This window comes from Emticicia sp. TH156, from assembly GCF_002855535.1.
GTDB lineage: Bacteria > Bacteroidota > Bacteroidia > Cytophagales > Spirosomataceae > Emticicia > Emticicia fluvialis.
Window position 1 is genome coordinate 246,316 of sequence record NZ_PKRS01000004.1, and the last position, 20,718, is coordinate 267,033.

General features: G+C 46.2%; 15 protein-coding genes. 7 read left to right on the forward strand and 8 right to left on the reverse strand.

Annotated features, from left to right (window positions below):
• Positions 1–75: 75 nt before the first annotated feature.
• The 3 genes from C0V77_RS09605 to C0V77_RS09615 all read right to left on the reverse strand — a co-directional run bounded on the left by C0V77_RS09605 (position 76) and on the right by C0V77_RS09615 (position 5,717).
• Complete coding sequence (locus C0V77_RS09605) at positions 76–2,052, reverse strand: alpha/beta hydrolase domain-containing protein (protein WP_143706047.1); 1,977 nt, start codon at positions 2,050–2,052, stop codon at positions 76–78.
• A gap of 305 nt (positions 2,053–2,357) precedes the next feature.
• Complete coding sequence (locus C0V77_RS09610; protein WP_101726134.1) at positions 2,358–3,959, reverse strand: carboxylesterase/lipase family protein; 1,602 nt, start codon at positions 3,957–3,959, stop codon at positions 2,358–2,360.
• 120 nt (positions 3,960–4,079) lie between these two features.
• Positions 4,080–5,717, reverse strand: coding sequence for a carboxylesterase/lipase family protein (locus C0V77_RS09615; protein WP_101726135.1), 1,638 nt, complete (start codon positions 5,715–5,717; stop codon positions 4,080–4,082).
• A gap of 118 nt (positions 5,718–5,835) precedes the next feature.
• Between C0V77_RS09615 and C0V77_RS09620 the strand changes: the two genes are divergently transcribed.
• On the forward strand, positions 5,836–6,537 hold the full coding sequence (locus C0V77_RS09620; protein WP_101726136.1) for an NrtR DNA-binding winged helix domain-containing protein: 702 nt from the start codon (positions 5,836–5,838) through the stop codon (positions 6,535–6,537).
• A 343-nt stretch (positions 6,538–6,880) separates the two neighbouring features.
• On the opposite strand, the gene C0V77_RS09625 is transcribed toward C0V77_RS09620, so the two are convergent.
• The 3 genes from C0V77_RS09625 to C0V77_RS09635 form a co-directional block, all read right to left on the reverse strand.
• Positions 6,881–7,867, reverse strand: coding sequence for an aldo/keto reductase (locus C0V77_RS09625; protein WP_101726289.1), 987 nt, complete (start codon positions 7,865–7,867; stop codon positions 6,881–6,883).
• Between the two features lie 270 nt (positions 7,868–8,137).
• Positions 8,138–9,130 carry an aldo/keto reductase gene (locus tag C0V77_RS09630; RefSeq protein ID WP_101726137.1) on the reverse strand — a complete coding sequence of 331 codons (993 nt, stop codon included), beginning with the start codon at positions 9,128–9,130 and terminating at the stop codon, positions 8,138–8,140.
• Between the two features lie 87 nt (positions 9,131–9,217).
• On the reverse strand, positions 9,218–10,117 hold the full coding sequence (locus tag C0V77_RS09635) for an AraC family transcriptional regulator (protein WP_101726138.1): 900 nt from the start codon (positions 10,115–10,117) through the stop codon (positions 9,218–9,220).
• A 591-nt stretch (positions 10,118–10,708) separates the two neighbouring features.
• Here C0V77_RS09635 and C0V77_RS09645 point away from each other — a divergent pair.
• From C0V77_RS09645 to C0V77_RS09655, 3 genes are read left to right on the forward strand one after another with little or no spacing between them, the layout of a single operon-like run.
• Complete coding sequence (locus tag C0V77_RS09645; protein WP_101726140.1) at positions 10,709–13,084, forward strand: TonB-dependent receptor; 2,376 nt, start codon at positions 10,709–10,711, stop codon at positions 13,082–13,084.
• Positions 13,085–13,128: 44 nt separating this feature from the next.
• Positions 13,129–14,394 carry a DUF4249 domain-containing protein gene (locus C0V77_RS09650; protein WP_143706048.1) on the forward strand — a complete coding sequence of 422 codons (1,266 nt, stop codon included), beginning with the start codon at positions 13,129–13,131 and terminating at the stop codon, positions 14,392–14,394.
• Positions 14,391–15,692: a DUF4249 domain-containing protein gene (locus C0V77_RS09655; RefSeq protein WP_158237919.1), complete on the forward strand. Its 1,302-nt coding sequence runs from the start codon at positions 14,391–14,393 to the stop codon at positions 15,690–15,692. Before C0V77_RS09650 ends, C0V77_RS09655 begins: the two co-directional genes overlap by 4 nt.
• A gap of 9 nt (positions 15,693–15,701) precedes the next feature.
• Here C0V77_RS09655 and lepB read toward each other — a convergent pair whose 3' ends face one another.
• The gene (gene lepB, locus C0V77_RS09660; RefSeq protein WP_101726143.1) at positions 15,702–16,862 is read right to left on the reverse strand and encodes a signal peptidase I; all 1,161 of its coding nucleotides are present in this window, start codon (positions 16,860–16,862) and stop codon (positions 15,702–15,704) included.
• Between the two features lie 589 nt (positions 16,863–17,451).
• Here lepB and C0V77_RS09670 point away from each other — a divergent pair.
• The 3 genes from C0V77_RS09670 (at position 17,452) to C0V77_RS09680 (ending at position 19,177) form a co-directional block, all read left to right on the forward strand.
• Positions 17,452–17,982, forward strand: a complete 531-nt coding sequence (locus C0V77_RS09670; protein WP_255408964.1) for a glutathione peroxidase — start codon at positions 17,452–17,454, stop codon at positions 17,980–17,982.
• A complete protein-coding gene (locus C0V77_RS09675; protein WP_101726144.1) occupies positions 17,979–18,446 on the forward strand; it encodes a MarR family winged helix-turn-helix transcriptional regulator in 468 nt (155 codons plus the stop codon). The genes C0V77_RS09670 and C0V77_RS09675 overlap by 4 nt, the downstream gene beginning before the upstream one ends.
• A gap of 392 nt (positions 18,447–18,838) precedes the next feature.
• Positions 18,839–19,177, forward strand: a complete 339-nt coding sequence (locus C0V77_RS09680; protein ID WP_229236248.1) for a potassium transporter KefB — start codon at positions 18,839–18,841, stop codon at positions 19,175–19,177.
• A gap of 181 nt (positions 19,178–19,358) precedes the next feature.
• Here C0V77_RS09680 and C0V77_RS09685 read toward each other — a convergent pair whose 3' ends face one another.
• Positions 19,359–20,708 (reverse strand): TolC family protein, encoded by a 1,350-nt coding sequence (locus C0V77_RS09685; protein WP_101726145.1) that lies wholly within the window; start codon positions 20,706–20,708, stop codon positions 19,359–19,361.
• Positions 20,709–20,718: the final 10 nt, after the last annotated feature.

Sequence of the window (20,718 nt, forward strand, 5' to 3'; positions counted from 1 at the left end):
GTAGATTATTTTGTTCAGGAATGCTAATATCATAGTGTATGCCGGAATGCCCCCTTGCAGGCTTTTGCAACGCTGTTAATAATTAAATATCGTTAGTTGCTCAGCCTTTTTTATTTCGCGTTCGGCGTCTTCGGGCAGCATCAGGCGTTGTTTTACCAGCCCGGCTGCTGCTGCTTTTACTTTGTTCACATAGTCGGTATGGTTGGGGTAACGCTCTTCTAACGACAAGCGGCTGTCGCCCGCTGCTATGCGTTCGGCTTTGGTTTTGGCAAACGGAATATACATCCCTTCCAGAACGGCCAGATCGCCTTCGCCATAACCTGCTTTCCGCAGGCTCCAACCTGTATAAGTGCCCAGCGGCACCTGATGCGTGAGGGTTTCAAGGCCTCCGAGTTCGTTGTTATCGGCATTTACTTTGGGCACCAGCACCACATAGCGTTTATCTTTTTTGCTGACGGGGGTTTCTGCCAGCACACCGCTCATCATTTTTTCATCAAACTGTGGGCCGAAGTCACGCACATACATTTCGTTCAGCAGACCCCTGAAAGGTATATGCGCTACCGGTTGCCAGCCAATACCGGCACCTTTGGCCAGGGTATTGTTTGTCAATTTCGGGTAGATACTTGGTGGTGGCATGGCGCCAACTAATACCCATTGCTCCAACGCTACCTGCAAGGCCCGCCAACTGTCGAGATATGAATTAGTATTAGCCATAAACCCGGTCAGTTTATTGATATTGCTATTAAAAGCTGGTGTATGTTGTGTACCTGAGAACAGGTAAATGCGCACGTTGTCTGGTATTTCAAGGTCTTTGGTACCGTAAACATCGGTAGTGCGGAGCGACATACGCGACTGCCAGTATTCGGTAGAACTAAGCGTATGCATTATTTTAGGCATAAAGCCCTGCTTCTGGCAGGCGTCCAGTATTCCACCGTCGGTTCCCGAAAGCGGGTCATACGTTTTTGACCATGTAAACGGCGCTTCATTACCCGGAAAAACCACTTCTTCGTGCTGCATTCCTCCCCCACCCGGCCTGCCGAAACGAACATTCAGCGTGATTCGTCTGGCGCCTATGTGCACATTCAGCCCTTCAAAAACAGGTTGATTGTCTTCGTCGGCATTGAAACCCAGATGCAGGAAACTCCGCAAAAAATTACCACACTGCGACACCCCAACGCCTATGGCTGCCTTTACCTGATTGGCCAATGGGTTATCAGCACTTTCAGAATGCCTCATAAATGCCACTATGTCTCTCGTGGCAGCAAAGCCCAGCCCCAGCACCAACGGATTTTTAGCCGTGTAGTTCAACTCATAAATATAGTTAGGGTCAAATCCGCCTTTTACTGAAATCCGGGTAGTACTGGGCTGGCCCGGAAAAGCCTCTTTTGAGCAATCGGCAAAGGCCCAGTCGGTATGTGGCACCACTTCAGGTTCGTCGGCGGCGCGGATGCGTCTGGTTAATGTGGCTGTTTTGTTATCTGAAGATACGGTTTCATACGGTGTATGGTACTGTGCACTGAAAGCCCCCGCGCTCAGGTTTTGGGTAGGCACGTTTTCAGACACTATAAATTCGGTATGCAGGCGGCCAATAATTTCTTTGCCGTTTTCGGTGGCAACAGGTACTTTTATTTTCAGTTTGTTGTCGCCGTAAATATCGCCCTGCCAGCCTCCCCACAGGTAAATGTAGCCTCTTTTCAGCAAGGTGGTATCGGCCGGAAAAGCATTGCCGCGGTTAGGTACATTATAGAATAACAGGTGGTTACTTTTGTTCATATCGACAGGCTTCAGCAGAATAAACTCCATCTCGTATTCAACCATCCCGCGCGCATTGCGCGGTGCCAGTGCGATATCCTGGATGTTATTATTGTGGGTATCAGAGGGGTTTACTTCACCATAAGCCCTGCCTGTCAGACGCTGGTATTGCCCGGCCGCTCCGAAAACCCTGCCATTGGCATAAGATTCGGCCTTGTCTATTACAACCCTGACAATTCTGGCCTCAGTAACCGAAACACACAAGCTAAAAAATAAGAGTAATGCTGTTAGTTTTTTCATGTTCAGGTGGGTATTAATTAGTAAGCCGGTTGGGTACCCGAATAACCAGCCACATTACCGATTGTTTTCGGCGGTAATCTACAAAAATAACTCTCTGGCAAAAAATTGCAGAGAGTTATTATGACAATTTAGGCTGATTATCCTGATAAAAAATAATTGTTGACGGAATACACCGCCAACATTATTTATATCTATTCAACCAAGCGTATAAGTTACAATTAATAATGGTGAATTAGTGAATGAGTGAATTAGTGATTGAGTGAATAACTATTCGCTCAATCACTAATTCACTCATTCATCATTGTTTAAGGCTGCGCGGTTAGTTCCAGCAACTCTTTATCGTGGTGATAACTGATGGTGCTGGTGTTGTTGAACATCATGGTGGCGCCTTTTTCTACCGTATAAGGTTCCCATTTGGGTAATCCCGGGGCATTAGGGTTTCCGGTTCTGGCAAAGTTGATCCAAGCCTGGCTCATTTTGGCAGCCAATGCGTGTGCATCTTTTCCGCCGCCGGTCATTTCTTCGCAACGAGCTATATTATTAAACACAAAAGGGATTTCCATACAATGCAGGGCTTTGTATTTGCCGTCTAACACCGGCGACTGCCACGTAAACAGGTACATATATACCGGAGCGCCGCCTGCAGCCGCTTTGGCTTTGGCCTGAACCACCGCACCCGGGCGGAACATCAAATCAATATCCATCAGGTCTGTTGGTTTGGTATCTGCCGGATACGCTTTTTTCACGGCTGCTATATAAGCATCTGCTTTATCTTTATATCTGTTCTTGATGTATCCATTCACTTTTTCGGCATCGGCATTAGACATACCGCTGAACAACGAAGCCATGAACTCATTTTTAACTGTACCTATCATTAAAGGTATGTTTTTAGATAATTCAACGGCTGAAGGGTCTGTAAACTGATGCGGCAGAAACTCGCCGTCGCGGCTTGGGCCCCAGCTTAGTCCGAAACCACCCGGGCTGCGGCCTTCTGCTTTCATTTTGTCGGCTACTACTTTCAGGGCTTTGTTTCCGGCGTCAACCAGGGTGGCGTATGGTATTGTTTGTAGTTTATCTACTTCGCCGGGTTGCAGGTTCAGGGCTTTCAGTACCTCGGCACCTATCAGCTGGGTATCTGCTTTTTCAAGCAGTGTGGTGCGGAAAGCACCACTCTGGTTAACTGCTTTATGGAATAAACCTTTAGCCGACGGAGCCGCCATAAGTGTATTTACCTTAGCGCCACCACCCGACTGGCCAAAGATGGTAACATTGCCGGCGTCACCGCCAAAGTTACCGATATTGGTTTTTACCCACTCAAGCGCTGCTACCATGTCTATAATACTGAGGTTAGCCGATTGCTTGTATTTTTCGCCAAAGGCTGACAGGTCAAGATACCCCAGAATATTGAGGCGGTGGTTGATAGATACTACTACCACATCGCCTTTTTTGGCCAGGTTTTCTCCGTCATAAGAGGGTAGCTCCTGCGATGAACCGGCTGCAAAGCCCCCACCGTGAATCCAGAACAAAACCGGGCGTTTTTTGCCGTCGTTGATGCCGGGTGTCCAGATATTAATGCGCATACAGTCTTCGTTGGTGTAGCCCCAGTCGTGATGGAAAACGAACTCGCTTTCATCTTGTACGGTTGTAGTTGGCACCATTAAAGGCGATACCGGGCCATAGGTTAGTGAGCTGCGCACACCCGACCAGGCCTTGGGTTTATGTGGGGCTTCAAAACGTTTGGCTTCGGCATAGGGTATGCCCTTGTAGGTATATACGCCGTTGTGCACATATCCGCGCACCTTGCCCGACTCCGTGCTGGTAACAGCTACGTTTTCGCCGGTTACTAATTGTGCCGAAGCACCTACTGCCATGCCTAATGCCAGCAGCGATAAGAAGATTTTTTTCATAGATATAGATAATCGTGAATTAGTGAATGAGCGATTTAGTGAATGAGTGAATTAATGAATAAGTTTTGAGGCGAAGCATTACAATTATCTGTTACTCGCTAATTCACCATTCGTGATTCTTTATTTGTTATTCCCATAAGCTTTGTCTAAAAACAGATAGCGGGCGTCGTCTTTTGCTTTTTCGGCCTTCGATTCTGTGTTTAGTATCATCACCGGTGGGGTTCCATCACCTGCCTTGGCCGACGGCCAGTCAGGTAATTTAGCCCCGTTTGGATTCCCGGTTTTGATAAAATTAGCAAAATAGTTCATCATAGTTTCTGATACTTTGTAGTCGTCGGCCGTCCAGGCATACTCTTTAATGAGGTGCAGGTTACCCATGCAATATTCAATCTCGCAGGCATGAGGTGCGCCAACAGCCTCGGGCATTTTTGGGGCGTTGCCTTCTTTTTTAACAGTGCCACCTGCCAGACCTGAAGCCAACGACTGGTCGACCAAAGCCGGGCGTAATTTACTGTATAAATAACGGTAAACCGGTTGTGTGCTGTTGTTGCGGTGGAGGTCGAACCACTTCCAGGTGCTGTAAGCAATGAAGCGGTCAGAGGCAAGGGCAGTGGCCGATAATTCAATTTCTTTTTCTGAACCGTGCGGGTAGAGTTTCAATACTTCTTCGTAATCGTTCGGGTATTCTTTTTTCACACGGGCAATGTAGGCTTCCTCTTTATAAGACGGACCAAACATAAAGGCCTGGCCGGGGATTTCGGCTGAGTTCCAACCCAAAAGCAAAGGCACCTGTGCCTGCTCTTTGGCATTGAAAATCTCGGTAATGGTTTTAGGGTAAAAATAGCCATCAATAACGGTTGGGAAGCCAAAGCGCTTCGATTCGTTGTAAATCTCGTAGATTTCGCGCGTGCTTAGTGCTCTTAGTTGTGCCAGCGTTTTATAACCTGCTTTTGTGGCAAATTCTACCCCGGTTTTTTCGGCCTCTGCTAAAGGCACAGGAGACAATGTAGGATTGATACCCGCGCCGCTTTCACCAATGGCACCGGCTATCAGGTTTCTTGACAATGGCGATGCCATCTGCGCACTTACAGAAATTGAACCTGCCGACTCGCCCGCTATGGTTACTTTCTTAGGGTCGCCACCAAAGGCTGCTATGTTTTTTTGTACCCATTTCAGGGCAGCGGCCTGGTCAAGCAAGCCGTAATTGCCCGATGCCTTGTAAGGTGCCTCGGCGCTAAGTTCAGGGTGAGCAAAGAAACCGAAGATATTAAGGCGGTAATTAACCGTAACTACTACAATGCCTTTTTTGGCCATGGCCTCGCCGTCATAACGGGGTTCAGAGGCATCGCCGGCTACAAAACCGCCACCGTAAAAATAAACGAGCACGGGCAGGTTTTTAGTGTTGCGCAGGGCGGGTGTCCAAACGTTCAGGTACAGGCAATCTTCGCTAACACCGTTTGAACGGGAGTTCATATCGCCGAACACTACCGTTTGCATGGGGCGTGCCGAAAATTGTTTGGTTTCTTTTACGCCTTTCCAGTTATCAACGGGTTGCGGGGCTTTCCAGCGCAGGTTACCCACCGGCGGCTTGGCAAATGGAATGCCAAAGTAGGTCTGAATACCCGTTTTTGTATCGTAATTTCCTTCTATTATACCGTTGGCAATAGTAGTTTGCACGGCAAAGGCATTGTTGCCCTGTGCCTGAACCGCCGGAGATGCCAACAGCAACAGACTAAGAAAATAGCATATTTTTCTCATTTTTTTAGGTAATATTAAGTTATTGTCTCATTTTGTGACAATAATAATTGGTTTTTAGAAATAATCATACTTATTTTTAAAAAATTTATATTTGCAGCCGAATAAAATACCTGACCCTATGGAAAACAAAGAATATTTACCACACATAGCCTATGACTCAGTGATTTTCGGATTTTCGGGCAACAAATTGAAGATTCTGATTATGGAATACCACAACACGGGCTTTTTTGCACTGCCCGGTGGGTTTGTAGGAATTAAAGAAGACCTGAACGCGGCTGTAAGAAGAGGTTTGAAAGAAAGAACCGGCCTTGATAACATTTATCTGGAGCAGTTTTATACTTTTGGCGATGTGGCGCGTTTTCAACCGCATTTTATGAAGACCATCATGGAAGCGAACGGACATAACCTGCCCGAAAACCACTGGATGCTCGACAGGTTTATATCTGTGGCCTATTATGCACTGATTGATTACTCTAAGGTAGTGCCGACACCCGATGCGCTGTCGGACTCGTGTGAGTGGTATCCGCTTGATGAGTTGCCCCCCCTGATGCAGGATCACCGCCAGATAGTAGACAAAGCCCTGCAAACCCTGCGCGATAACCTGGAACGCAAACTGGTGAGCGTAAACCTGCTGCCGCCGTTGTTTACCATGAACGAATTACAGAAAGTATATGAAGCCATATTGGGTGAAAAGCTGCGCCGGACGACCTTCCAACGCAAAATTCTAAGCCTAAATATACTGCTACGCCACGACAAGCAATATAGCGGAAAAGCCCACAAGGCACCGTTTTTGTATAGTTTTAAGGTGATGGAGGGGTGAGGGTTTGGGGCCAAGGGCAGAGAGTATAGGGGCTGAAATTAGTGAATATTAAGACAATTTGTGGTTAGAACATTTTGTTCGTGATACGCCATTGTGTTATGAAAAGTAATTTGGAGGTAGAAATTTTGCCGTGTAGGGGTTCAAAATTTTGAACCCCTACACTACGGCTATAAATTTAGAGATGATTTTATTTGCAACGGCATAGAATCATTGGGGTAATCCTGATTTCATTTCGTTGCCATAATCCTAATTGATTTAAACATTTCCAATTTAGCTTTTTGTGTATCTTCATCCACATCTTCGGCGAGCATGCTAATCTAAAATGCTTTTGCAAGGCTAAAGCTCATCGTCTTACCTGCTCGGCTGACTGGCCTGTATATCGCTCACCTACTATTTTTATCTCGTTAATCCGGGCTGTTAATTGAGCCAGTTCATCGGGTGCAAAATTATAACTGGCTGCCCATACGTTTTCTTGCAGATGCGCTTGCTTAGTGGTGCCGGGTATGGGTACAATAAACGGCTTTTGTGCCAGCAACCAGGCCAGAGCCACTTGCGTTACTGTAATCCCTCGCTGGTCGCCAAAGTCTTTCAAAAGGTCAATCAAAGGCCAGTTGGTAATAATGGCTTCGGGCTGATAACGGGGTAAAGTCTGGCGGTTGTCGTTGGCAGGGTTGTATTTTGTACGCTCGTTTATATAGCCTGTCAGTAAGCCCCTGCTAAGTGGGCTGTATGGTACAAATCCTATGCCCAGTTCTTCGCAAACTTTAATTACATCTGTTTCGGGCTGCCTTGTAAACAATGAATACTCACTTTGTAAAGCCGTAACAGGCTGCACTGCATGTGCGCGGCGGATGTTTTCAGGGCCTGCTTCGCTCAATCCAAAATGCTTTACTTTTCCGGCAGTAATAAGGTCTTTCACTGTGCCTGCCACATCTTCAATAGGTACGTTGGGGTCTACGCGGTGCTGGTAAAGCAGGTCGATATAGTCTGTTTTGAGACTTTTCAGCGAGTTTTCTACAACCTGTTTTATCCGTTCAGGGCGGCTGTCGAGTCCGAGACCCGGTTTACCCTCTTTAAAGCCGAATTTGGTTGCCAAAATTACCTGCTTTCTGATAGGATACAGGGCTTGGCCCACCAATTGTTCGTTTACCAATGGGCCATACGCTTCAGCAGTATCAAAGAAATTGATGCCCAATTCAGGGGCTTTACGAATCAGCGCAATCATAGCTTTTCTGTCTGGCACAAAACTTCTATGATAACTCATGCCCATGCAGCCCAGGCCCATTGCCGATACCTGCATACTATGTTTGCCGGTTCCTAAAATACGCATACTCAAACCAGCGGCATTGATGCGCTGAGAAGCCACCTCTGAATTTCCGTAAGCCTGCCAACCCAGCATTGTACCGCCCATAATTATTCCATTTTTTAAAAAGTTTCTTCTGTTCTGATTTTCCATTTTTTTATTGTTAAAAATCCAATCGTTTTAAGTATGGGGTAATGTGTTGATGCCATACACGCAAACACAAGGCAATACCACCAGATGTACTGGGTACGTCTGTCATTCAGGAATGATTTATTTGTTGAGAAAAAAGTTTACCAGTTATAAGCCTGTAGATTTTTCCATGGCTTCGGTGTAACGCGCTCCGGTTACTTTTATTTGTGCCGATGCAGCCTCAATCTCAGCCAGCTCGCTTTCAGTTAACAAAATGGCCGCTGCGCCATTATTCTCTGTCAGCCGGTGAATTTTGGTGGTGCCGGGTATGGGTACTATCCAGGGTTTTTGCGCCAGCACCCAGGCCAGCGCTATTTGTGCCTGTGTAGCATTTCTTTTTTCAGCAAACTGATGCAGCAGGTCTAGCAGTGCTTTATTGGCCACGCGGGCTTCTTCGGTGTAGCGGGGCAAAACATTCCGGATATCTCCATCGGCAAACCGGGTGGTTTCGTCTATTTTACCAGCCAGAAAACCTTTACCCAAAGGGCTGAAAGCCACAAGACCGATGCCAAGCTCTTCTATTGTTGGTATAATGTCTGTTTCATGCTGGCGTGTCCAGAGCGAGTACTCACTTTGCAGCGCTGCAACCGGTTGCACGGCATGCGCTTTTCTGATAGTGGCGGCTCCGGCTTCTGACAAGCCGAAATGCTTCACTTTACCTTCAGCAATTAAATCTTTTACGGTTCCGGCCACTTCTTCAATTGGCACTGAGGGGTCAACCCTGTGCTGATACAGCAAATCTATTGCCTCAACCCGAAGTCTTTTCAATGACTCCTCAGCCACTCTTCTGATGTTTTCTGGGCGGCTGTTAAGACCTGTATGTTTATGCTGTGTACGGTCTATATTAAAACCAAACTTGGTAGCAATTACTACTTTACCTTTAAATGGCTCAAGCGCTTCGCCAACCAGTTCTTCGTTTGCAAAAGGACCATATACCTCGGCGGTGTCAAAAAAGGTTACCCCCTGCTCTGCTGCACTTCTGATAACCTTTATCATTTCGCTTTTTTCGCCGGCAGGGCCATAACCGAAGCTCATTCCCATACAACCCAGGCCCATTGCTGATACTTCAAGACCTCCCTTGCCTAATTTACGTGTTTTCATGGCTATATTGTTTTATAATATACTGATGCAAAATTAGCCTGGCTGGAGTTATTAAGATAACGAAAATCAAAGGATAGCTTACGAAAATCAAACATTTCTGAATTTACCCGGACTCTGCCCCGTGTGCTTCCTGAAGAAATTATTGAAGTGCGTTACCTCAGTAAAACCGAGGGCATCGGCAATTTCAGAAACATTCCAGTTACTGTGCCTCAGCAACACTTTGGCTTCGCGCAGTACACGCTCGGCAATCAGCTGAGAGGTGGTTTTTTGTGTTATTTCTTTAACTGCCCTGTTCAGGTGATTGACGTGCACATTTAACTGACTGGCGAAGTCTGACGCTGAACGGAAGTTGATTCTTGGATGCGCTTCTTCTATGGGGAACTGCCGTTCGAGAAGCTCAACAAACATGGCTGAGATACGCTGAGATGCTTTCGCAGGTTGCCGTGCTGAAAGATTGTCTGATTGCATTTTCATGGCAAAGTGCATCAGTTCAAAAACCAGGTTTCTCAGTACATCGTATTTGTGTATATATTCAGAATTGAGTTCTTCAAACATACGTTCAAAAATGCCTTTCAGTTTAAGTACCTCTTCATCAGTAAGTTCAAAAACATGGGTGCCATCAGGCTGAAATACCCTGTAGTGGTCTGGATTACCGAATTGATTGAAGAAGTGCTTGTTAAAAATGCAATAGGCGCCATCGCGTATGTTGTCGAGATGTTCCCATTTATACGGTATCTGCGGATTCGAAAACGCAAGCGCCTGCTTCTTGACTTCAATTATTTTGTCGGCATAATGAACCTTACTGTTACCCACAACCAGCATTATTTTATAGAAATCTCTTCTTCTGTAAGGAATCTCCCTTGGTTCATTATCCGAAAGTGGTTCCAATCTGAAAATATTGAAATGCCCTATTTCATTCCGTAAATTTTCGGGCATCCAATTAAACTTTCGTTTGTAAAGTTCTTCAATGGTCTCGCTGGTATCCATCGTATTCTATTTTGGCTGATAAAAATCAAAATTAACTGGTGCGGGCTGTTCCCGATAAACAAAAATCAAATGTAAACTTACGAATTTCAAACAAAGCCTGAAATAGCAGGCACCATGAAGTCTGCTATTTTCGATCTTATACTGGCGATTAAACCTGATGCTTCACTCTATCGAATGCCATTTAAAGCCCTTTTATCATGTTTTTAAATTTGCCTGGCTTATTAACTAAATACAGGCCTGCCTGCAATCAGTTAATATTATGGTATTTGTTATTTTCTACTTATCTTTGAACTATGCAAAAGAAACTTCTGATAGTTATACTTGTTTTTGATTGGGCTGTATATTAAAAATACCAGGGTCTTTGCTGGCCTCAGATTGCCTCATTGATACTAAAAATAACTGCAGCAGGCAACAAAAGGATGCCGTTTCAGCGAGGTCCGGTGAAATCAGTATTTGAGTCGCGGGCACATCATTCAATAAAAATCAACCATATCTTTTTTGGTTTTCAGCAATTTCAGGATGCTGTGTACAGCAGTGGCACGGCATCAAACGTCTGTATTATAAGCATACAAAATATAGGTTCTAACCCTTATGAAGCCATTACTTTTACTTTTTCTGATAACCCTTAGTCTGCCATTACAAGCCCAGATACTTTCCGGAACCATACGCGACTCGGTTGATAATGCTCCGCTACAAAAAGCCGCCGTGGTGCTTGACTACGAAAAGATTTTAAGAGGCACTTATACCGACACAGAAGGGAAATTCAGTTTGCTTCTTCCGCCGGGGCAGCACGTGCTTATTGTGCGCCATGTTGGATATTTACCATACCGGGTAAACATTTCAGGAGGGCAGAATGCCAATCTGGACATCCGGCTGCAGCGTGTATCTGCTCAACTGGAAGAAGTGGTGGTGTCTGACAAAGGCTACGACCGCACCGTGCGCGAGCCGCTGCTGGGTGTAAGCCGCATAAATATTAAAACCATAGAACGGATGCCCGCGGCGCTGGGCGAGGTTGATATTCTCAGAAGCCTGCAACTGCTGCCCGGTGTTACCAGTGTGGGCGAGGCCGCCAACGGTATCAACATCAGAGGGGGTAATACAGACCAGAGCCTGATACTGATGGACGAAATGCCCATCTTTAACCCCACACACATGTTCGGGCTGTTTTCGGTGTTTCCGGCTGATGCCGTGCGGGGGCTGGATTTATACAAAGGCAATGTTCCGGCGCGATATGGCGGGCGGGCGGCGTCAGTACTGGATATTTCGTTAAAAAACCCCAACTTAACGCAGTTTTCTATGTCGGGGGGTATCAGCCTGGTGTCTAACAAATTAACGGCCGATATTCCGCTGATAAAAGGCAAACTCGGGTTGATAGTCTCGGCAAGGGGGTCGTTTAATTCTTCAATTCTGCCCATTATCTCAAAAAAACTGGATAGCATCAAGGCCAATTTCGGCGACCTCGCAGGCAAGCTGTTCTGGCGTATAGACCAGAAAAATACCATGACAGCCAGCGCCTATTTCAGCAAAGATATTTTTCAGACCAACCTCATTGGCGGTCTGGCCGACATCAATTCTGTAAACACCCAATACAGGCACCAGACCCTGAACGGCATGGTGCAGTGGTTCAGTGCGCTTACGCCTAAACTCAATTTACAGACCACCGCCGTTTCGGCCGGTTACAGACCTGATATCCTGTCGGTTGAATCAGGCACCGGCAGTGAAGTAATCTTGCGGCAGGAAATCAGATATAAACAACTGAAGTCTAACCTGAATTACCAGACAGATAACGCCAAATCAGAATTCGGTATCAGCGCCATCCATTATGGCCTAAACCCCGGAGAACTGATGCCGGGCGGCAGCGTGAACATAGCGTATGTGAAAACGCCGGACGAAAACGCGCTGGAAACCGCCATTTATGCCGACCACGAGAGGAGTATCTCCGATAAACTGGCGGTATCGGCTGGCTTGCGTTATTCTTACTTTATGAATCTGGGGCCGCGTGTGGTTAGACAATATGCAGCCGGAGAAACCATGAGCGAGAGCAGCATTATAGATTCGGTTAGTTATGGCTCATGGAAAGTAAGCAAAGCCTATGGCGGGTTTGAGCCACGGCTGGGTATCAGGTATGCCATCAGCCCCGATATGTCAATCAAAATTGGGTATAATATGATGCGCCAGTATATGCAGGCCATTACCAATACCACTACGCCTTTGCCAACCGCGCGCTGGAAAACCAGCGACGCCAACATTAAACCGCAGATAAGCCAGTTATTTACCATTGGCTGGCTGCGTAACCTGAAAGGAAACACATTTGAGGTGTCGGCAGAAGCCTACTGGAGAACCACCAGCCATACACTGGATTACAAATCAGGGGCCGATTTTATGCTGCAGCCGTATCCGGAAACCCAGTTGCTGCCCGGCAAAAGCAAAGCATACGGTTTAGAAATGATGCTGAGCAAGAAAAAAGGAGAACTGACGGGCTGGCTCAATTACACCTATGCACGCACGCTGAACCGGGTAGATGGCAGTATTGATTTCAGCCAGCAAATTAATAACGGCGAATGGTACAAGGCGAATTATGACCGCCCCCATAGCCTGAATCTGAGCATCAATATCAACCAGGGTAAATACCATAGTTTTTCTTTTAACTTTGTTTACAGCACCGGCAGGCCGTTTACTGCTCCGGAAGGGCAGGTGTATTACCGTGACCGCCTCTACCCCTATTATGGCGAACGGAACCAGGCCCGCCTGCCCGACTACCACCGGCTTGATTTTGCCTGGAACATCTACAACCCAAGCATGAAAAACAGACGCTGGCAGGGCCATTGGGCATTTACGGTTTATAACCTGTATGGGCGCAAAAATGCCTATTCTATTTATTTCAGCGGCTCTGAGCCTAACCCTTACAGGCTGGCTATTTTTGCCACGCCAATTCCGTCGTTATCATACAATTTTCAGTTTAAGTAAACATTCAAAACCATCAGATTCAGGTGCGGAGTATCAGGAAAATATTGAGTTTTATAACCTTAATGCTGGCAGGGTTGAGCTGCATAGACCAGATTGAATATGATGCTGCCTATAAAGTGGATGTGCTTTCGGTAGAAGGCAGGGTAACCAACGGCCCGGGCGAGCAAATGGTAAAGATTCACCGGTCTAAAGTACAAAACGGGCGCGCTGGTATTATAGTAGTAGAAAAAGCCAGGGTTGAACTGGTGGTGAATAATACCGAAGTAATACCCATGACCGAAAAAGAACCCGGCGCCTATTATTTACCAGCCAGTTTTAAGGCCAGAATCGGAGCCGCGTATCAGCTTAGATTTGAGCTGGCCGACGGAGGCAGGTATGAGTCGACCATAGAAGTAATGCCTGCCGTGCCAGACATTGCCCAACTACATATTAAGTATAATGCCAATGAGCCTTTTGACAAGCCCGAAGGCTATAAAGGAGTACATTCTATATACGTGGATGTGCAGGACCCCGCCGACCAGGAAAACTATTATAGCTGGGAATACACCATCTACGAAAAGAAACAATGGTGCCGCACCTGCGAAAACGGCATTTATGCCGTAAATGAAGTTATACCGGGGCAATACCCGTTTAACAGGTTTTATCAGTCGGGCAGTAAACCTTATGAAAACTGTTTTACCCAGCCTGCCGAACGCAAGCCCGGAGCACCCGCCTTTGTAAGCAAGCCCTGGATATACGATTACGAATGCCGCGATGGCTGCTGGGAAATTTTTAACAGCGAAACCATGAATCTGTTTGAAGACCGCCTCACCAACGGCGGCCGGATTATAGACCGTAAAATTGCCCGGATGCCCTATTACCAATGCACGGGGGCATTGATAGAAATCAGGCAGTTTTCTTTAACCAAAGAGGCGTTCAGGTATTTTAAGCACTTTCAGGAACAAACCGAAAACAATGGCGGCATTGCCAGTACACCGCCTACGGCACTAAAAGGCAACATCAGAAATATTGCCAACGACCGCGAAGTGGTAGTAGGGTATTTTGCGGCGTCGGCGGCCATACATGTACGGCAATTTGTAGACCGGAAAGATACCGGCGACCTGGTGCCGCCGGGTTTGTTTGAGATTTTAAACCAGCGTAAGCCTAATGCAGAACCCGAACCGCCTGAAGTAGCCTTTATGCTTATTTGGGATGGCCCGCCCAGAGTACCCAGGGCCACCTGCCTGGAAACCAGACATAGTACCGGAAAAAGACCCCTTGGGTGGATTGACGAACCAGAACCAACTAAATGCACACCAACAAAAAAATGAAACCTCAAAAACAAGGTTTATGCCTACCCTCAGCTTTAATACTGCTGGTTTTACTGGTGGCGGCAGGCTGTGTAGACCAGATAGCATTTAATGTAAACAATAATCTGAATGCCATTATTGTTGAAGGCCGCCTGACCACCGCCGACGAGCCGCAAACATTGAAGCTATTCCGTGCCAGAACCGATGCGCTGTCTGGGCTGGTATCTTTGCCTCTTACCGGTGCCACGGTGCAACTGCTGGTTGATGGCTCGGAAACGGTAATCTATACAGAAGATAAAAACCGGCCGGGTTATTATGCGCTGCCGGAGCATTTCAGGGGGCAGACCGGAAAGACTTATCAGTTAAAATTCAGACTTACTGACGGTGCCGACTATGCGTCGGAGCCGGAAAAACTGGAAGCTGTTGCACCAATGAAAAACGTGAATGCCACATTTAACCCTGCTGCTGAAGCCATAAACGGTATTGGTTTTAACGGTTTTCATGAACTGTATGTGGATACTCAAGACCCTGCCGACCAACGCAATTTTTATAGCTGGGAGTGGGTGCTTTATGAAAAACAGGAATGGTGCAAAAGCTGTGTGAGAGGCGTTTATGCGGTTAATAAAATATTGTCGGGGGTGTACCTTGAACAAAGGTACTTTGTATCGGGTAATGAACCTTTTGAAGATTGTTTCAGCCCACAATCTAACTGGAACAGCGACTGGAGAATGCCTCCGGTGCCTACCACCGAATGGACCTACGACTACCAGTGCCGCACCCAATGCTGGCAGGTATTTTATAGCCCCACCCTAAATCTGTTTGAAGACCGGCTTACCAATGGCGGACAGATTTTGCAAAGAAAAGTTGCCAAAATACCTTATTACCAGTATCAGGGTGCATTGGTTGAATTACGCCAGTTATCGCACACCAAAGATGCGTATGCGTATTTCAGACTTTTTCAGCAGCAGACAGAAAACAATGGCGGCATAACAGACACGCCGCCAACGGCTCTGCGCGGCAACATCAGTAATGTACGTGATAAAAAAGAAACAGTAGTGGGCTATTTTGCCGTATCTGATGTTTCAATAATCAGATACTGGCTCGACCGCCGGGATACGGGCAATGCCGTTCCGCCCGGACTCTTCAATGCCCTGATGGCCCGTGCCCCAAGCCCTGAACCCTCACCATCTGGCGGCGGCCCAGGTGGTGCGGCCAAGATACTCATCTCCGGCGGCCCGCCGAGAGTACCAACGGCTTTGTGTATCAGGAGCGACTCGCGTACGCCCGAAAAGCCCCTGGGCTGGGTAGATAACCCATAGGCTGCTGACTTAATGAATTATGCTGAACAATCGTTTCCAGCGTACTTTGTTGAAGAACGTACCGTTTTTATCGAACGACATCCAAACAAATATGGCCTTGCCCACGATGTGGTCTTCCGGCACAAAGCCCCAGAAACGCGAGTCGTCAGAACTATGGCGGTTGTCGCCCATCATAAAATAATAGTTCTGTTTAAAAGTATAAGTGCTAATGGGCTTGCCGTTTATTAATATTTGTCCGTTTTCGTAGCGGGCATCATCGTTGCCATCAAAAGTGGTAATAATACCCTTATAGAAAGCCAGGTTTTTTTCAGTTAGCGCAATTTTCATACCCTTTTTGGGTACAGTAAATGCCTCCATGTTATCCTGATTATTCGGAAAAAGCCGCGTATTATGCGGAAACGTAACATAATTCCGGTTGCTGGTATCACCTTTAGCCAGTAATATCTGTTGGGTGCGCTTCACAAAATCCTGGCTCTGCAAATCTTTAATGGCTTTTTCGGTGGCTCTTACATCATACACAATGGTGTTTTCAGGGCTTACCAACTGGCTGAACTCAGTAATACCGTATTTCCTGAAAACCTTTTCGTTCACCAAATCACTGGTTTCAACTTCGTATTCCATCTGTACCGTTGCCGGGCTTATAAAAGGCTTGCCGTTTATGGTTATTTGTCCGGCATTCAAGGCCACCACGTCTCCTGCCACGCCAATACAACGTTTAATATAATTGGTGCGTAAATCAACCGGGTACTTGTCATAACCGCCAAACTCATCGGGCCGCTCGGGGCAGCCGGGGTAATTAAAAACCACCACATCGCCATTTTTAACATGCGTAAAACCCGGCAAACGGAATTGCGGAAGCTGAATCCAGTCGAGAAACGAGGGGATTTCGGTACCCCATATTTTCTGATGCGTTAGCGGTACCTGCAGAATTGTTTTGGGCGTTCGGGTGCCATAATGAAATTTGCTTACAAAAATAAAATCGTCTGTCAGCAGGCTGGCTTCCATAGAGCCACTGGGGATGGTATAAGGCTCAAACATCAGCCAGCGTATTAATGAGGCCGCCACAACGGCAAACAAAATGGAGTCGAACCATTCGCGCAGGGCAGATTTCTTTTTTTGGGCTTTAGGGGCAGAATCAGGCGTTTTTGTAGTGGTAGTTTTATCGGTCATTCGCTTTTAAATAAGATTGCCCTGCTTTGACCTGAAAACCTCGCGGTGGTTTATTTGCCATCTTTATTTTTTTACCTACCCCCTACACAGCCTATTGGCAGCATTGATTTTTTAGCTCTGCCACATTAAATTTTCAAAAAGTTGGTGCCGGGTAAACTTTATTTACTAAATTTGCATCGCAAGCGATTTAATTTTAAACGACTAAATTTTTTAATAAATGAAAACTTCACGCATACAAAACCTGTCCAGAATTCTGTTGGGTGCATTGATGACCCTGGCAGGTATTGGTCATCTTACTTTTCAAAGGCAGGAGTTTCTGGCAAAGGTGCCCCGCTGGTTGCCTACTAACCCCGCATTTATGGACTTCGTGGTGCTTTCTTCCGGTCTGGTTGAAATAGCACTGGGGCTTTCAATGATATTTCTGGTTAAGCAACGTGCCAAAGTGGGTATCGCGCTGGCCATTTTTTACATCCTTATTTTTCCGGGTAATATATCTCAATACACCAACGGCATTGATGCCTTTGGCCTTGATACCGACCAAAAACGGTTAATCCGCTTATTTTTTCAGCCGGTTTTGGTTCTCTGGGCCTTGTGGTCTACAGGTGGTTTAAAACTTTTATTCAGCAAAAAAGCAGACAGAGCACCTAAGAATTTTTATGATTTTGAAGCCAAAGCGCTTTCGGGCAAGCCCGTTTCTATGAGCCAGTTTAAGGGCAAAACCGTAGTGGTAGTGAATACAGCCAGCAAATGCGGCCTTACCCCGCAATACGAAGGCCTTGAAAAACTATACCAGGCCAATAAAGACAAGGGGCTGGTGGTGCTGGGTTTTCCGTGTAACCAGTTTGCCAATCAGGAAGCTGGCAGCTCAAAAGATATTGAAGAGTTTTGTCAGTTAAACTACGGTGTCAGTTTTCCTATGTTCGAAAAAATTGAGGTAAACGGCCCTAACGCCCACCCGATATTTGACTACCTGAAAGCCGAGCAAGGTGGTTTGCTGGTTGATGACATCAAGTGGAACTTCACCAAATTTGTAATCGACAAAAACGGTAAGGCTGTAAAAAGATTTGCGCCCACCACCAGGCCCGAAAACATGGAAGCCTACATACAACAATTGTTATGAAAACCGAACAAGATTTTACGGCTCTGCACCTGGACAAACAGCTTTGTTTTCCGCTGTATGCGGCTTCAAGGCTCACCACCCAATTATATGAGCCGTTTCTGAGCGAACTTGATATAACCTACCCCCAATACCTGGTTTTACTGGTGCTATGGCAACACAATGGCCTGACAGTAACCGAAATTGGGGCCAGGCTGTATCTGGAATCTAACACTTTAACGCCTTTGCTTAAACGGCTGGAACAAAAAGAACTGGTGTTAAGAAAACGTTCAAGCGAAGACGAACGCAAAGTGGTGGTTTCGCTCACCGAAAAAGGCGAACAGCTAAAAGAAAAAGCGGTGCTGATACCTGAAAAAATACTGAGTAGTTTCTCTGACGATGCTGTTGCACTTGAAGAAATTGCGGGTTTTCATAAAACGCTCAATAAGCTATTGGGGCAACTGAATACCAAGTTAACCTCTGCCTGATTTTACCGGAAGCGGGGTGTCTAAAAAGTATTTTGAGGCAAATATTCTTCGGCAAAGATTATTTGGCAGCAATTGGCTTTTTATACATCCTGTTTTTTTTACCTTTCCAATTGGCACTCTACTACTCTAAAGTATTGATTATCAGCAAAAAAGAGAACCATTACATTTTTTTAACAATTTACTTTTAAATACAAAGTACTTTCATTTACTTTGTTTCAGAATTCTGAAGCAGGCAACTGCAGCCATTAAAAATGAGTATGAAAAAGCTATTGTTAACAATTATCAGCTTCTCACAAGCAGGCTTTGTTGCTGCCGTATGGAAGAGCAACGCCGACAAACATTTTTAATTTCCGTTAGCAAAATCAATTAACACCAGAAAAACATTAAAAGAAATGACATCACAAAACACATTCAAATCGGTATTTAGCTTTACACCCCAATTGGTAAAGCGGGTATTTACAGGCCTTGCCGTTGGGCTGGCTGTAATTCTGTTTTTTGTATTAAGAGTGAATCCGAACCACCCGGACTGGGGGCCATACTGGATGATACAGCCACTATTAATAACACCGCTGGCCGGGGCAGCCGCCGGATTTTGCAACCATATTTTGGATATATTACGCATACAAGGCGGGGCAAAAAAGGTACTGGCTAATGTGCTGGCTGTGCTTATCTATGCAGTAGCACTTTGGTTGGGCATAGTGCTGGGCCTGAACGGCACCATGTGGAATTAATTGAATGGAATAAACGTACATTAAGTTTTGATATTAGTTTGGGTAAGGTTTAAAAGCGCTCTTGTTTAAGGGCGCTTTTTTTTGCCATACATTTACCACCTGAATGGCGGCCGCCTCACTATTCTTTGCTCTATCCTTGCGGCCGCCCTCATGTGGCAGTTTTTTTGGGTTATTCCCTATTTTATTTCCGGCCGGTTACCTGCAGGTAGGTTGTAACGGCCAGTTTGTACTGTGTTTGTGCTTCTGTCAGTTTATTGGCGGTTTCTGTTACCAGGGCCTGGGCTTCCAGCAGGTCAGATAGTGTTACCAAACCACTGGCATAACCCGACTGGCTCACTTTCAGGTTTTCTTCTGCCTGAATGGCCGTTTGTTTAATAATGGCTATCTGCTTCCATGCTTCGTTCAGGTCTGTCCAGGCCTTTTCCATTTGCAGTGTCAGCAGGCCCTTGGTATCCTCAAAGCTGTTGGCGGTTATCTGCTCTTTTATTTTAGACTCTTTGATACTGTGAGACCCACCCCACCAGTCAGATATCGGAACAGAAACCGAGACATACGCCAGCCCGTTGGTAAAATTCTTGGTGCCGCTTTCCAGAAAATTAAGATGGTAACCCGCCAGCCCCAGTGCGGCAGTTGGCATATACTCTCCTTTTTTCATTTTAGTTTGCAGTTGCGCCGCTTCTACCGATTTCTCCAGTAGTTTATATTCAGTGCGGTTGGTTAAAGCCCCGCCATGATTCACATAATAGGCCATCGGGTTCCGGCTTATATCGGGGGTTTCCTGCAATGCCAGGGTGCTGTCATATACAATGCCGATGGTCTGGCAAAACTGCATGGTTGCCAGTTTTTTGCCGTTTTGCAGTTTGTTTTTGTTGGCCGCAAACTCACTTTGTTTAATCTGCACTTTCAGCACATCGTTTTTAATAATTAACCCGGCTTTGTGGGCATCATCTACCTGCCTGCGTACATCATTCAGCAACACCTCATATTTTTCTAGTGTCTTTTGTTTTTCCTGTAACGATATTAACTGCCAGTATTGCTGTTCTACTTTCAGCAGCACTTCGTTTTGGCTTAGCTGTTGTTGTTTTTCTTTTACATCTACATTAAGTGTGGCCAGCTGGTTGCCGGTTGTAAGCCGCCCGCCGGTATACAATGGCTGGGCAATATTCAGCACTCCGGCCGCTGTGCGTTGCATCATGCGCAGGTCCATACCCGGAAAATACGCAAACTGTGTGGCACTGGCCAGGTTGGCCGGGTTGCCGTCATACACAGGCAGGTTGCCGCCATCCATCTTGAATTTTACGAGCGGGTCTATGGCCTGCATACCAAAAACATTGGCGCTTACCTTCGGAAAATAATTGGTATAAGCATTCTGCTGCATTTCTCTGGCTGCTTCAATTTCAAGTGCCGTGTTTTTATACGCCTTGTTGTTTTTCAGAGCAAGCGTCTGGCTTTGCTCAAGGGTAAGCGTGGTTTGGCTAAAGGCTGCTGCCGATACGCACACAGCCGCCAATAAGAGGGTTATATATCTCATTTTCAGATTT